This window comes from Sphingopyxis sp. BE235, from assembly GCF_031457175.1.
GTDB lineage: Bacteria > Pseudomonadota > Alphaproteobacteria > Sphingomonadales > Sphingomonadaceae > Sphingopyxis.
In genome coordinates, this window is sequence record NZ_JAVDWC010000010.1 from 1 (window position 1) to 12,223 (window position 12,223).

A 12,223-nucleotide genomic window follows, 5' to 3' on the forward strand; every position below is an offset into this window, starting at 1 on the left:
CGCGACATCGTGAAGGGCCTCCCGCTGCGGTGAAGGCCCTTTGAATCAATACATACAAGCAATTTCAAGAGGCTGATTGGGTTTTAACCCTAGTACAGGACTTCGCGCTCCCCGTGGCAACGGACACGATTAAGGCCATTTTGGGCATTGGAGATTGCGATAGCGACATTATCCGGCGTTTCACCTCTGATAGCGTGATATTTCTCGAGCCGATAAACGCCAAGGCTGAGGAGCTCGTGACGGCTGAAAGAAGTTACGACGAACTGTCGCGGTGCATTGCCAGCGTTCTGGAACGGATTTCAACGCCGGACGACGCGCTTTCGAACATCCGGGAAGCTATTGAGGATGGGACTCTATCGATCGAGGAGGCGATTTCGAACATCGCTTTTGTCCTGTCGGCTGGCATCGACACGACGGTCAATCTGATCGGTGCCGGCTTCAGCAACATCGTAGACAAATCGCTTTCCGCATCGGATCTGCATGACGAGAGGGTTATCAATGAACTCCTTCGGCTTTCTCCCTCGATTCATATGACCGGACGTGTGGCGGCCGAGGATATTTTACTTGGCGAGCATCTCATCAAAGGCGGAAGCATGGTAATCGCCGTCCTCGCGGCCGCAAACAGAGACCCCTGCGTCTTCGACAAACCGGACGAGATCGACCCTTATCGAAGAAGCCTCACGCCGTTGAGCTTCGGTGCCGGGCGCCATTTCTGTATTGGCGTACATCTTGCCAAGCTGGAAGCGCAGATCGCCTGGAGGCATTTGGCCCGTCGCCTGCCGTTCGGCGATGTTGCCGTCACCGAGATCGAATATGAGCGCAGGGCCTTCATCCGCACACCCCGTCGCATGATTGTCCGCCAAGCGAAGCGGCGGCTAGGAGCGTGAAAGACATCCGCCAACGATCGCGGCGCGTCGTCGGGTTCGCCTCTGCAACTATATTGATCGATCTCGCGGGGCTGGGCATCATTTTGCCCGTCATGCCGGAGCTAATTTTTGAGCTCACCGGCGCTTCAATCGGCGAAGCGAGTGCGATTGGAGGATGGCTTCTTTTTTCCTATGCTGCAATGCAGTTCCTTTTCTCTCCGGTTGTCGGACATCTAAGCGACAGGTTAGGGCGGAGACCCGTTCTGCTTGCTGCGATCGGCGGCTTGGCGGTCAATTACGCTCTTATGGCTATTGCGCCGTCCCTTTTGTGGCTCTTCGTTGGCCGACTGTTCTCCGGCGCTCTCGGTGCGACATATCCGGTTGCCGCCGCAAGCGTTGCCGACGTCACCGAACCGGAAGAACGGGTAAAGCAGTTCGGTGTATTGCACGCCATGATCGGACTGGGACTTATTTTGGGGCCATTGCTCGGCGGGCTCGCCGCAGGCCATGGGGTGCGAGCTCCCTTTTGGGTGGCCGCCTGCATTGCAACGGCCACGCTGATTGCAGGATATTTTCTGTTTCCCGAAACCCTCTCGGGCCACGATATTCGTCAAAACACAGATGAAGGCACCCGGAAGATTATGCGTTTCTCGACAAGTTTTATGTCATCGTCTGGATCGCTATTCATTGTTTTCTTTCTGGTCGAAGTGTCTTTCCAGGCGCTGCCGATCATATGGGCATTTTATGCGATCAATAATCTGGGCTGGAATGCTACGACAATCGGATATTCGATGGCTATCTACGGCGTTTTCATTGCTTTGGCCCAAATCGTCCTCCCGCGTCATATGGAGGGCCTGTTCGGATCTAAAGTCGCTGGCATTGCCGCACTTTCCTGCGTCACGCTTGCCTATCTGGGACTTTCATTTTCTTCAAACGAAACGCTGATATGGGGGCTAATCCTCGTCATGGCCGCGGGCACAACCATTTTTCCGATCCTTCAGGCTGTTCTTTCCAGGAGAACCGAGCGCGAATCTCAAGGCGCTCTGCAGGGATCGATGTCCTCTATCACTGCCGTCGCATCAATCGTGAGTCCACTCGTAATGACACAGCTTTTCAAGGCCTTTGTTGGAAGTGATCCGATTTTCGGCAGCGTGTCATGGCCAGGAGCGCCCTTCTTCGCCGCCGCGGTACTGAGTGGCTTGGCTCTGCTCATTTATGCCCGCTTCTTTATGTCGGCACGGACGACCGCCACCAACCACAAAGAACACGAGCATGGCTGATACGGGTGAAGCTGCGCCGGATCTCCCAGCAAGTTGCGATCTATTGTAAGCGAAATCTGGGCGTTAGCCAAACTTGAGCCCGCGTCGCCTCAATCAATCCGCAGCAACACAGCGGTTGCATCGTCCGACGTCTTCCACCTTGGAAATTCCAGCCCTGTACGATCACTCGTCTCCACAGTGCGTATTTCGTCGACGATGCTCGTCAGCCCCCTTTCCAAGGCTGCCGCTATTATCGAGGCACCAGTATACCGTGCATAGAGGTCTATAATCGTTGAAAAGCCGTCGGTCATCGCCAGCACATGCGCCGGTCGATCAACCGGCATGCGTTCGACGAATGCATTGTCGCCGCAAGCCGAGTCCAAACCAAAAACATGCGCGGCGCGGACGGACGCTATTCGCCTGCTTCGAAGGAGTTCAATCTGCGGCCGCTGCTCAAAATCGAGCTTATTGCGCGCCGTGACGCCGGCGCTTCGGACCGAGCGCTCCTCGTCGGCTTTGCTCTGGCTTGTGAATGAGCGAACGCCATTCGAATCCAAAACATACGCGGAGCAATCACCAAGCCGGGTAATCTCGATCGCGCCCTCGATCTCGCTGACCACCAACATGGTCGCAGACGGCTGGGCCCACAGAGGGATATCAGCTCCATCCGTTTTCGAGAGCCATTCGTTCGCTGCAGCATTGGAAATTTCGCGAATGACTTTCCTTGTGTCCGGCTCGGAATCCGACACAGAGAGCCCGGCGGTTGCGCGCTTGGCGAGCCAGGAGGCGTCGCTCGCCGCGCCAGAGAAAGGTGTGTCGACCAAATCCGTTGCCCCATCGACGACAAAGGCGCGACGGGGTGTAAACCCGAACATGTCGTCGTTCTGAGTCTCACGAGAACCGGCACAGCAAACCGCATCAAGCAAGGTCAACATCGGTCACACCTATGTATAACAAGTCGGAAACACAACTTTCAATCCACACCTTTAAAATGATCCAAGGCATGGGTGAATCTCTTTTCAAATATATCCAGCTCGTTGGGAGCTACGAATTCCTTGTTATACACTAAGTATGAGGTGGCCAAGTCCCCATCAATCACCACATGAAGGTGGATTTTCAGCCGTTCGTACAAAGCATCGATATATTGCGGAACTATTTCGGACTTCGACAAGACGTCGGTTTTGACCATCCCGGCAATCCGAAAACTGAACCCCGCATCCAGAGCCGGAAATCGGCCTTGTTGAGTGCTGTAGGCTTCTAGGATGAGATCAAGGGTTACATCAACATTCTGATAATGACGCATTGCCTGTGCAACGAGGAATTTACGCAATGCGGCCCTGCTCGAGTCAGCTCCTTCGGGGAAACACCAGATCAGATGGCGAAACATGCATCCGATTATCCGGGAATCTTCCGCCGATCGCCTGTTGTCTATAGTCGATATAATATTGCGTCTGCTTATTCGGGTTACCGCTTCCAGCCCTTCATAAAGTGCGCAAAGATGAGGAAACTGTGTAACCTTCCTCGATCCGAACATGCTTCTGATATCGCAAGAATGTATGACTTTAGAAAGGCAAAGACTCGCTTCCCTATCGATGAGGGAGGCATTGGATTCGTCTTTCGAAGAGGAGAGTAATCGCTCCCAATATTGCAATTGCCGCGATTGGACCAAGGGCAATCGCTCATCTTCGTTTACACATCGATCCAGAAATTCAAGCTGCATGCCGCTACACGACGGCACCCCCAAGATATAATCGTTCAGATATTGGTGCAGGATCGAAACCGATGTCGCGTCGCACATCGCATGATGGAAGCTCAGGCAGATAGTATACCCGTCTAACGGCGATCCAATAATCGAAACTCTTCGGGGTATCTCATCGTATAGAGCATATTCGATATGCTTGTTCCTGGAAACGACGCCGCTCACCAGATCGGCATGATTTCGCGATACGCCTCTCGTAGCATACCACTCCCGATAGTGCTGAAAGATGCTCTCATCCCCAATGAGGCTCTTTACCTCATATGAGGAATCTAGGTATTCAATGAAATTGTCAGTATCATCTATGGACTGATAAATGCATTCGTCTTGGGAAATTTCGAACCTAGCGTTCAGAGCTGGATGAAATGCCAGACATTTCGAGACACGGTTGATAACGATACTCGAATCCAGATCTACAGGGAAGTAGAGGCAGGCTCCGACATTCATGTCAGCACCGTAATTTTTTCGCCCAGAAACGAGCAGGCAGTATCTTTGGATAGGGGAGACGGGATATATTTTCATTTCCTGTGGCCTGAAGGACGCTATAACGCGCATAGATCGGACATCGGCGAACGGGAAACATAGTAACGATGTGCTTCCACGCATGAAATCGAGAGATGATAACGGTGGAGCCGCAAGCCCGCAAGGCACCCACGCCGTTCAGTCGGAGGCCCCAGCTTATCCCGAACATATTGATCACATCCACCAGCTTTTGCAATCGGTGGCCAGAACGGGACGATTTATGAGCAGATGTTACGGGGAGTCCATATGTCCAAATATGCTTTGAAGGTCGGGCAGTCAGCTGTCGAAAGGTTGGCCGTTCTTGACGAGATTCACGCGGTCACATCGTCGCATATCCTTTCAGGTGTTTCCTTGCCCGCACCGTCACGGATCCTAGACGTGGGTTGCGGTGTAGGGCACACCACGATCCGTCTCGCGCGCCACTTTGGCTCACAGGCGCACGTAGTCGGCATTGACCGCGAGCCATCGCAGATCGACACTTCTAAACGGGAAAATCCTTCTCCCAACATCGAGTATCGAGTTGGGGATCTCAAGGATTATCTGGAGCAGCTTTCCGGGTACGACCTGATCTACGGCCGGTTCGTCTTTGGTCACAATCGCGATTGCATCGATCTGCTGGGCAGAATTTTCGCCAACATGCGATCCGGAGCGCGCTTGATATTCGAGGAGCCCGACATCGGCACTGCAAGGACATTAGTGGGCACTGGAATTATCGAGGAAGTTGAGGATCTCTACCGAAAGCTTGGCGATTCGCTTGGCCAGAATTTTTCGTCGAGCCTGAACTTGGCGAGCGAGGCGGTTGCGCTCGACAGCGCCGCCGAGATCCGTTTCGTGCAGCCGGTGATTTCTAGGCCCCGGTACAAGCAGCTCTATCTGCTCGGCCTCAAGGAGGTCCGTGGCAAATATATAAGCCAAGGCATCGCCGATGAGTTGGCGCTAGACGATATCGAGCGAAGACTGGAGCGAGAGGTGAATGATCCGTCCTCGTTAATTGCCACCGCGCGTCTGATCCAGATTTCATTGCGAAAGTCCTAGCCATAGCGGTCGGCTGGTTGCTCGGCACACGATTGGTATTAACTCCACGTCGGCTTTTAAAAGCTCCACTTGCCGGCGCAAGGCCCATTGCATGACGAAACCGCCTGTCGGCGCGCGCGCGAACTCTGCTCTGCAGTCGAGGATTTCGAGGTGTTTTGAATGCTCGATCGCGAATCGGATCAACAGCGCAAATGATTTCGGCTGGCTATGGCCGCCCCCTTTTAGCTGCTGCCCACGAGGTCACGCCGCCGTTGTGCGGTACGCGGAATGAGGGCGCATCTGCCTATTGGTATTGAAATGGTATATAACTGTGTTATAGTCGGGATAACTTTGAAGAGGGGAGTGAGCAAAATGGGCCAGATAAAAGGCGGATTCCTGCGGTGCGGATCGGCGATAGCTTCATCGATTGCGCTCATGTCAGCAAGTGCCGTGTTTGCGCAAGAATCCGGTAGCGCAACGAGCGAGGCACGCGCGGAGTCGGATATCATCGTCACCGGAACGCGCGTCCGTACGCCCGGACTGACCTCCACCAGCCCAATCAGCGCGGTCGAGGGTGAGCAGATATCGCTTCAAAGGGCGGTCACGATCGAGGATTTCTCGGTCAAGATGCCGCAGCTCGCGGGCGGCGTGAACTCGACATCGGTTGGTAGCGACGCATTCGGTGCGCAGACCCTCGATTTGCGCAATCTCGGGCAGAACCGCACACTCGTTCTGATCAACGGGACTCGCGCCATTCCGTTCAGTTTCCGAAACGCGGTTGATGTTAACTCAATCCCGGCGCCCCTGCTCAAGCGCGTAGACGTGCTCACCGGCGGCGCGGCGGCGGTGTATGGTGCTGACGCCGTGGCGGGGGTCGTGAACTTCATCATCGACGATTCATTCGAAGGGTGGCAAGCGAACGCCAATTATCGCGCGGTGGCCGGCGGTGCTTCGCAGTTCGGCGGCCATGTAATGGGCGGTCTGTCACTGGGTGGTCGGGGAAATCTGGTCGTATACGGCGAATATACGGAGCGAGATTCGCTTCTTGCCGGGAACCGCGACTTCGCGCGCCGCGGCGTTGCGACGCTGCCGATCGGGGGCAACTTCACCGACGTCGCGAGCGGGCGGACCTTTTCCTACGACGCCTCGGGCAATTTCACGCTTACGCCGCAATCGACCGACTACACGCCCGATTTCCTGCTCGTCCAGCCGTTGCGGCGCATCAATGCGAGCGCGTTCCTGAAATATGACGTGCTCGATAATGTCGAGCTCTATGGTCGCGTTATGTATTCCGACCTGCGGACGCGCGGCGGTAGCCGGTCAGGGCAGAATCCTCCGACTACCGGAGCGAACGGGATCAACGTCCAGATTGCCGAGAATAATCCGTTCCTCGACCCTCAGGCGCGGGCACGACTGACCTTCGTGAACGGTTTTGCTACCGTTAACGTCCGGCGCTCGCTCGGCGAACTCGGCGTGACCTATGCGCAGAACAATCGCGAAACCATTCAGGGCCTGATCGGGCTGCGCGGTGACATCACGCCGGCGATCGGTTGGGACGCCTATTACCAATATGGTCGGTCCAAGGAATCGATCGTCGTCAAGGGCGACGGTACGCGTTCCGCCTTTGCCGGGCTCGTCAACACGACCGATATCTTCGGGCCGGGCGGCGACTTCACCAGCGTGCTGCGCGATTTCAACTTTGGCGACCGCAAGCGAACGCAGCAGGTGGCCTCGGCATATGTTTCAGGTGATACGAGCGACTTCTTCGCTGGATGGGCCGGGCCGATCGGATTCACCGCCGGCTATGAATTCCGACGCGAAACCGGCCGGTTCGTCTACGGTGCCGACCTTGGAACATCGTTCAACCAAGGCACCGAATCGGCGCCACTTGTCCCGCCCTTCGTCAAGGTGAATGAACTGTTCGGCGAATTGGTTGTCCCGCTGCTGTCGGATTTGCCGCTGGTCCAGAAGCTTACCGTCGAAGGTGCATATCGCCGATCCTGGTATGAAAAATCGGTCGGGGACGACAGGCGCTACGATACCAACAAGCTTGGGATCAATTGGATTGTCTCCGACGACCTGCGGCTACGCGGTACGCGTCAGACCGTCATCCGGGACGCCAATATCGGCGAATTCGCCAACCCGGTCTTTTCGATACCTTTCGCCAACCTGCGGACGGTCGCCCGTCTTTTCCCGCGTTATGCCGGGGATCCGTGCGTGGGTGCGACCAATTCGGCGACGATCGCGCAATGTACCGCGCAAGGGTATCGGGGCCCCTATGATTCCAACAACCCCGCAAATCTGCAGGGTGGCTATTTCTTTGGCGGCAACGCAAACATCGAAGCCGAACGAGGCAAGACATATACCCTTGGCGGCGTCTTCACCCCAACCTTCCTGCGCGGTCTCAACCTATCGGTCGATTGGTACAAGATCGATATTCGGAATGCGGTCGGCCAGATCCAGCCCGTCGACGCGCTCACGAGCTGCTACATCACCGACCCGACACCGGGCAATCCGCTGTGCGCCGCGGTGACCCGGGATCCGACCACTGGTTACATCTTGAATGCCTTCGTCGATGATCGAAATCTTGCGCTCATCAAGCAGCAGGGCATCGACATCGATTTCCGTTATGGGTTCGATCTCGATTTCGGCCCGCCGGAGAGTCGGCTCACTCTCGGTTATACGGCGAGCATCGTCACCAAATATTCGATTCAGCGCAACGCCGCTCTGACGCCCGTCAATTGCAAGGGGACCTATGGAGCCGCCTGTTCGTCGGACTTGGTGACGCTAGTTGCGCCTGACTTCCGGTCGCGTGCTACGATTACCTGGGATAGCAAACCGTTGACGGTCCAGTTTGGATGGAGGCGTATCGGATCGGTTCGCGATTCGACGGCGGGCAGCGTCGGCCGGATTCCCGCTTATGATTATTTCGACCTGAACTTGGCAGTTCGTCCGCCCGTGGAGGGGCTGACCCTAGCCTTTGGTATCGACAATCTCTTTGATAAGAAGCCGCCGCTGCCGGTCAATCCAGGAGCCTATAATACATTCCCGGACACCTATGACGTACTGGGAACCACCTTTGGCTTCTCTGTGACCCTGAGGCGGTGAGGGCGTGATTGGAGGCTTTATGGACACTTAGCCTCCATGCCAGCAGGACGACTTGCCCGGGGCGCGGTTCCTCAGACGGGTACCTAGGTCTGATAATCGCGCCCATTGGCGCCGGGGGACAACATGCACACGCTACAATTCACGTCGCTGGATTGGTCGATCCTGATCGGATATGTCTTGGTCCTCGCCATCGCTGGCTATGCGTCAACGCGGCGCAACATGGAAAATGCGGACGACTATTTTCTGGCGAGCCATCGTGCGCCGACCTGGCTTGTAGCGGTGTCTGTTCTGTCCACCGTGCAATCGACAGCCACCTTCCTTGGCGTTCCAGACAATAGCTTCCGGGGAAATTACACCTATCTGACCAGCGTGATCGGCGCGCTGATCGGCGCTTGGCTCGTCGCCGCCATCCTGATGCCGCGCTTTTACGCGATGGGCGCCACCACCGTCTACGAACTGCTCGAGGCCCGGTTCAGCCCGACCGCGCGGCGCGCGGCCGGGGCGATGTATCTGGTCGGGCGCGTGTTTGCCAGTGGGGCTAGGCTCTATCTTGCCGCGATTGCCGTTTCGATGATCCTATTCCTCGACGTTGCGCCCGAGCATATTATCGTCGCTTCATTCGTCTTGCTGGTCTTCGGCCTTGCCTTCACCTTCATGGGCGGCCTCAATTCTGTGATCTGGAGCGATCTGGTCCAGGTCGTGCTTTACGTCGGAGCGGCAATCTTCGTCGTCCTGTTCCTACTGTCTAAGATTCCCGCGCCGGCCACCGCTATCTACACTGCGCTTGCATACCCTCCCTCCGGAGCGAGCAAGTTGCAAGTCCTTGACTGGACACTCGATCTCGCCACGCCCTTTTCGGTTCTGGCAGCGGTGACGGGAATGGTCCTGATTAACGCGGCGAATTCGGGTCTCGACCAAGATACGACGCAACGCTTGCTCGCTTGCGATTCGGCGAGACAGGGCAGCCGCGCCCTCTACTGGTCTGTGCTGGCATCGATCCCTGTCATCCTAATTTTTCTCTTCATCGGCTCGCTGCTCTACATCTTCTATGAACGCCCCGACCTGATGACGACCATCCCGGGACAGATCGCACCGACGTTCCAAGGTGAAAAGATCACCGTCTTTATGAGCTTCATTCTGAGCGAAATCCCGCCGGGCTTGCGCGGGTTCGTAACTGTTGGTGTCATCGCCGCCGCCGCTATCAATTCCGGACTGATCTCGATGGCCGCCGTAGCGATCAACGATTTCTACCGCCCTTTCGTCGAGCGCAACGGACCGCGCAACGAACGGCACTTCATCCTTGCTGGGCGTCTTGCGACAGTAATTCTGGGCATTCTCCTCTTCCTGATGTCCATCGTCTGCTTCTATTGGCAGCGGTACAGCGACATTCCGCTGCTCGAATTTGTCCTCGGAGTGATGGCGTTCGCCTATTCGGGACTGCTGGGGGTCTACATCACAGCGGTGTTTTCAAAGCGCGGGTCGACGGCGTCGGTCATCGCGGCCTTGGCGGTGGGCTTCGTCGTCGTCATGCTGTTTCAACCGTTCACGATCGATGTACTAGGCCTGCCCGAAGCACTCAAGAAAATCGCCTTTCCATGGCACTTGTGCGTTGGCGTGACAGTTTCAACGCTGGTTTGCCTCATCGGCAACGCGAACAAGGAAGTTATAGATGCCGGGTACTGAAGCGGTCGACCCACGCTACGCCGAAATAGACGACTGGCCAACGGTTGATGCCGTAACCGCTATGATCGAAGGCCAACGCGAAGCCATCGAAGCCTTAAACAGCCAGGCAGGGGCGATTGCCACGGCGTGCGAAGCGGCCGCGCAAAGGCTTTTATCTTCGCAAGGGCGCCTGATCTATGTCGGCGCTGGAACATCGGGCCGCGTGGCAGTTCAGGACGGCGTCGAACTGACGCCGACCTTCGGCTGGCCACAGGAGAGGTTGCTTTATCTCCTCGCGGGTGGACTCCCGGCGCTCGTCGAGAGCGCTGAAGGCGCCGAAGATGATGTTGTTGATGCCGCGAGGCAGATCGCCGAGCATGCTGTCGACGCGACCGATGTTGTAGTGGCTGTGGCAGCAAGCGGGCACACTCCATTCACATTGCGTGCCATCGAGGATGCACGCGTCCGCGGGGCGCTGACAATCGCGATAGCCAACAATGCGTCGACTCCGGTCCTTCAGGCTGCGCAGCACGCCATCTTCCTCGGGACCGGAAGCGAAATCATCAGCGGATCGACGCGCATGAAGGCAGGCACGGCCCAGAAAGCTGCCATCAACATCATCTCGACGACGATCATGTTGCGGCTCGGCAAGGTCTATCGCGGCCAGATGGTCGACATGGTCGTCTCGAACGCGAAGTTGCAGCGACGCGCGGCCGGAATCGTGCAGATGCTTACAAAATGTTCCGAGGATGATGCCGTGGATGCCCTGGAACGGGGCGAAAACAGTATCTCTAGGGCGGTCCTCATCGCCATGGGCAATAGTCCAAATGAGTCCGCCAAACTTCTCAAAGATCACGGCGGAATATTGGCCAAGGCAATCGCGGCGCTCGGGTAGGAATGAAATGGCCCGATGTCACGGAGCTGCCTGACACCATGCGTCGGCTCTGACCGACGGGCGCCGTGACTCAATCGGCGCGCATCCGCGACCTGCCGCTCGATTTCCTGCGGGGAGCAGATGTGATGCTGATGTTGCTTGTCAACTTTCAGACGGCCGCGGGGCCCGCGATCCTCCGACATGCCGCTTGGCACGGCCTGACGCTTGCTGATATCGTCTTTCCGATTTTCCTGCTCATTGTCGGCATTTCCACATCGCTGGCTCTTGATGGACGTCGGCGGCCGATGGCATGGGTCGCGGTTGTCCGGCGCGGCGCGATGCTCTTTGCGATCGGCGTCGCGCTCAACTGGTGCCTGCGCCCCGAACTTGACTGGGGGCAGTTGCGATGGACAGGCGTGTTGCAGCGCATCGCCATCGTGTACCTCGCCTGCGCCGCAATCATCTCCATTGGGCGCGGTGCGCTCATTCCGCTCGGGCTCGCGTTGGCAGTCATCGCGACGCATACTTTCGTGCTGCTGGCTACAGGTGCGGGAAGCAATGTTGCCAGCCTCGCTCCCGGTACGGGAATTAGCGGATTGCTGGATCGGCAATTCCTCCCGGGACTGATATTGCGCGGCAGTTGGGATCCCGAGGGTGTATTGTCCACGTTGCCCTCGATGGCGAGCGGTTTCTTCGGCATCGCGCTCGCGCGTTGGGCCGGTGCACCAAGGCACATCCGGCGCCTCGCGTTCGCCGGCGCCATTCTCGTACTGGCCGGGCTGTTGGCGGCGACCATCGTCCCGATCAACAAAAATTTGTGGACTGCGAGCTTCGTGCTTGTGACATCGGGGATCGGCGCGCTGGCCTATGCTGTGGCCCACGCCGCATGGCCCCTGCTGCAACCGTATAATTGGGCAAACCAGTTCATCGCGGTCGGCCAGGCAGCGCTGACCATCTATGTGATCCATATGCTCCTGATCGCCCTGCTGCGCCTTCCGCCGGGTGGCGAGGAGCGGATTCGGGACCACCTGCTCGCGGGGCTTCAGGAGGCCGGTCTGTCGGCCATGTGGTCGTCGGTGCTATTTGCGGTTCTTGCGGTAACAATTTGCAGGTTGTTTCTGGTACCGCTTCAGCGCCGCGGTCTTTTGCTGCGGGTTTAGCA

The 12,223-nt window shown here is 57.0% G+C and carries 9 protein-coding genes and 1 pseudogene; 7 read left to right on the top strand and 3 right to left on the bottom strand.

Translation table 11 applies throughout. The features are described from left to right. The first annotated feature begins 113 nt into the window (after nucleotides 1-113). Both J2X38_RS22785 and J2X38_RS22790 read left to right on the top strand, forming a co-directional pair. On the top strand, nucleotides 114-887 hold the full coding sequence (locus J2X38_RS22785) for a cytochrome P450 (protein WP_148309132.1): 774 nt from the start codon (nucleotides 114-116) through the stop codon (nucleotides 885-887). Further along, nucleotides 884-2,146, top strand: coding sequence for a tetracycline resistance MFS efflux pump (locus J2X38_RS22790; RefSeq protein ID WP_039575637.1), 1,263 nt, complete (start codon nucleotides 884-886; stop codon nucleotides 2,144-2,146). Before J2X38_RS22785 ends, J2X38_RS22790 begins: the two co-directional genes overlap by 4 nt. A gap of 89 nt (nucleotides 2,147-2,235) precedes the next feature. On the opposite strand, the gene J2X38_RS22795 is transcribed toward J2X38_RS22790, so the two are convergent. The 3 genes and pseudogenes from J2X38_RS22795 to J2X38_RS22985 form a co-directional block, all read right to left on the bottom strand. Then, complete coding sequence (locus tag J2X38_RS22795) at nucleotides 2,236-3,060, bottom strand: protein phosphatase 2C domain-containing protein (protein ID WP_039575636.1); 825 nt, start codon at nucleotides 3,058-3,060, stop codon at nucleotides 2,236-2,238. Between the two features lie 38 nt (nucleotides 3,061-3,098). Then, nucleotides 3,099-3,512, bottom strand: a complete 414-nt coding sequence (locus tag J2X38_RS22800; RefSeq protein ID WP_039575632.1) for a hypothetical protein — start codon at nucleotides 3,510-3,512, stop codon at nucleotides 3,099-3,101. 369 nt (nucleotides 3,513-3,881) lie between these two features. Further along, a pseudogene (locus J2X38_RS22985) lies at nucleotides 3,882-4,487 on the bottom strand (condensation domain-containing protein); the annotation flags it as partial. Between the two features lie 162 nt (nucleotides 4,488-4,649). Between J2X38_RS22985 and J2X38_RS22805 the strand changes: the two are divergent. From J2X38_RS22805 to J2X38_RS22825, 5 genes are all read left to right on the top strand, one after another. After that, nucleotides 4,650-5,438, top strand: coding sequence for a bifunctional 2-polyprenyl-6-hydroxyphenol methylase/3-demethylubiquinol 3-O-methyltransferase UbiG (locus J2X38_RS22805; RefSeq protein WP_039575630.1), 789 nt, complete (start codon nucleotides 4,650-4,652; stop codon nucleotides 5,436-5,438). Nucleotides 5,439-5,789: 351 nt separating this feature from the next. Beyond that, nucleotides 5,790-8,525, top strand: a complete 2,736-nt coding sequence (locus tag J2X38_RS22810) for a TonB-dependent receptor plug domain-containing protein (RefSeq protein WP_052208312.1) — start codon at nucleotides 5,790-5,792, stop codon at nucleotides 8,523-8,525. Nucleotides 8,526-8,648: 123 nt separating this feature from the next. Then, nucleotides 8,649-10,208: a sodium:solute symporter gene (locus tag J2X38_RS22815; protein ID WP_039575628.1), complete on the top strand. Its 1,560-nt coding sequence runs from the start codon at nucleotides 8,649-8,651 to the stop codon at nucleotides 10,206-10,208. Then, nucleotides 10,195-11,082, top strand: a complete 888-nt coding sequence (locus J2X38_RS22820) for an N-acetylmuramic acid 6-phosphate etherase (protein WP_039575624.1) — start codon at nucleotides 10,195-10,197, stop codon at nucleotides 11,080-11,082. The genes J2X38_RS22815 and J2X38_RS22820 overlap by 14 nt, the downstream gene beginning before the upstream one ends. A 65-nt stretch (nucleotides 11,083-11,147) precedes the next feature. Beyond that, nucleotides 11,148-12,221 carry an acyltransferase family protein gene (locus J2X38_RS22825; RefSeq protein WP_052208310.1) on the top strand — a complete coding sequence of 358 codons (1,074 nt, stop codon included), beginning with the start codon at nucleotides 11,148-11,150 and terminating at the stop codon, nucleotides 12,219-12,221. Nucleotides 12,222-12,223 lie beyond the last annotated feature (2 nt).

Bases quoted from the DNA above. Each gene is read 5' to 3' on its own strand.
- J2X38_RS22800 (WP_039575632.1), bottom strand. From the start codon at position 3,512: ATGTTTCGCCATCTGATCTGGTGTTTCCCCGAAGGAGCTGACTCGAGC.
- J2X38_RS22815 (WP_039575628.1), top strand. From the start codon at position 8,649: ATGCACACGCTACAATTCACGTCGCTGGATTGGTCGATCCTGATCGGA.
- J2X38_RS22810 (WP_052208312.1), top strand. From the start codon at position 5,790: ATGGGCCAGATAAAAGGCGGATTCCTGCGGTGCGGATCGGCGATAGCT.
- J2X38_RS22795 (WP_039575636.1), bottom strand. From the start codon at position 3,060: ATGTTGACCTTGCTTGATGCGGTTTGCTGTGCCGGTTCTCGTGAGACT.
- J2X38_RS22805 (WP_039575630.1), top strand. From the start codon at position 4,650: ATGTCCAAATATGCTTTGAAGGTCGGGCAGTCAGCTGTCGAAAGGTTG.
- J2X38_RS22820 (WP_039575624.1), top strand. From the start codon at position 10,195: ATGCCGGGTACTGAAGCGGTCGACCCACGCTACGCCGAAATAGACGAC.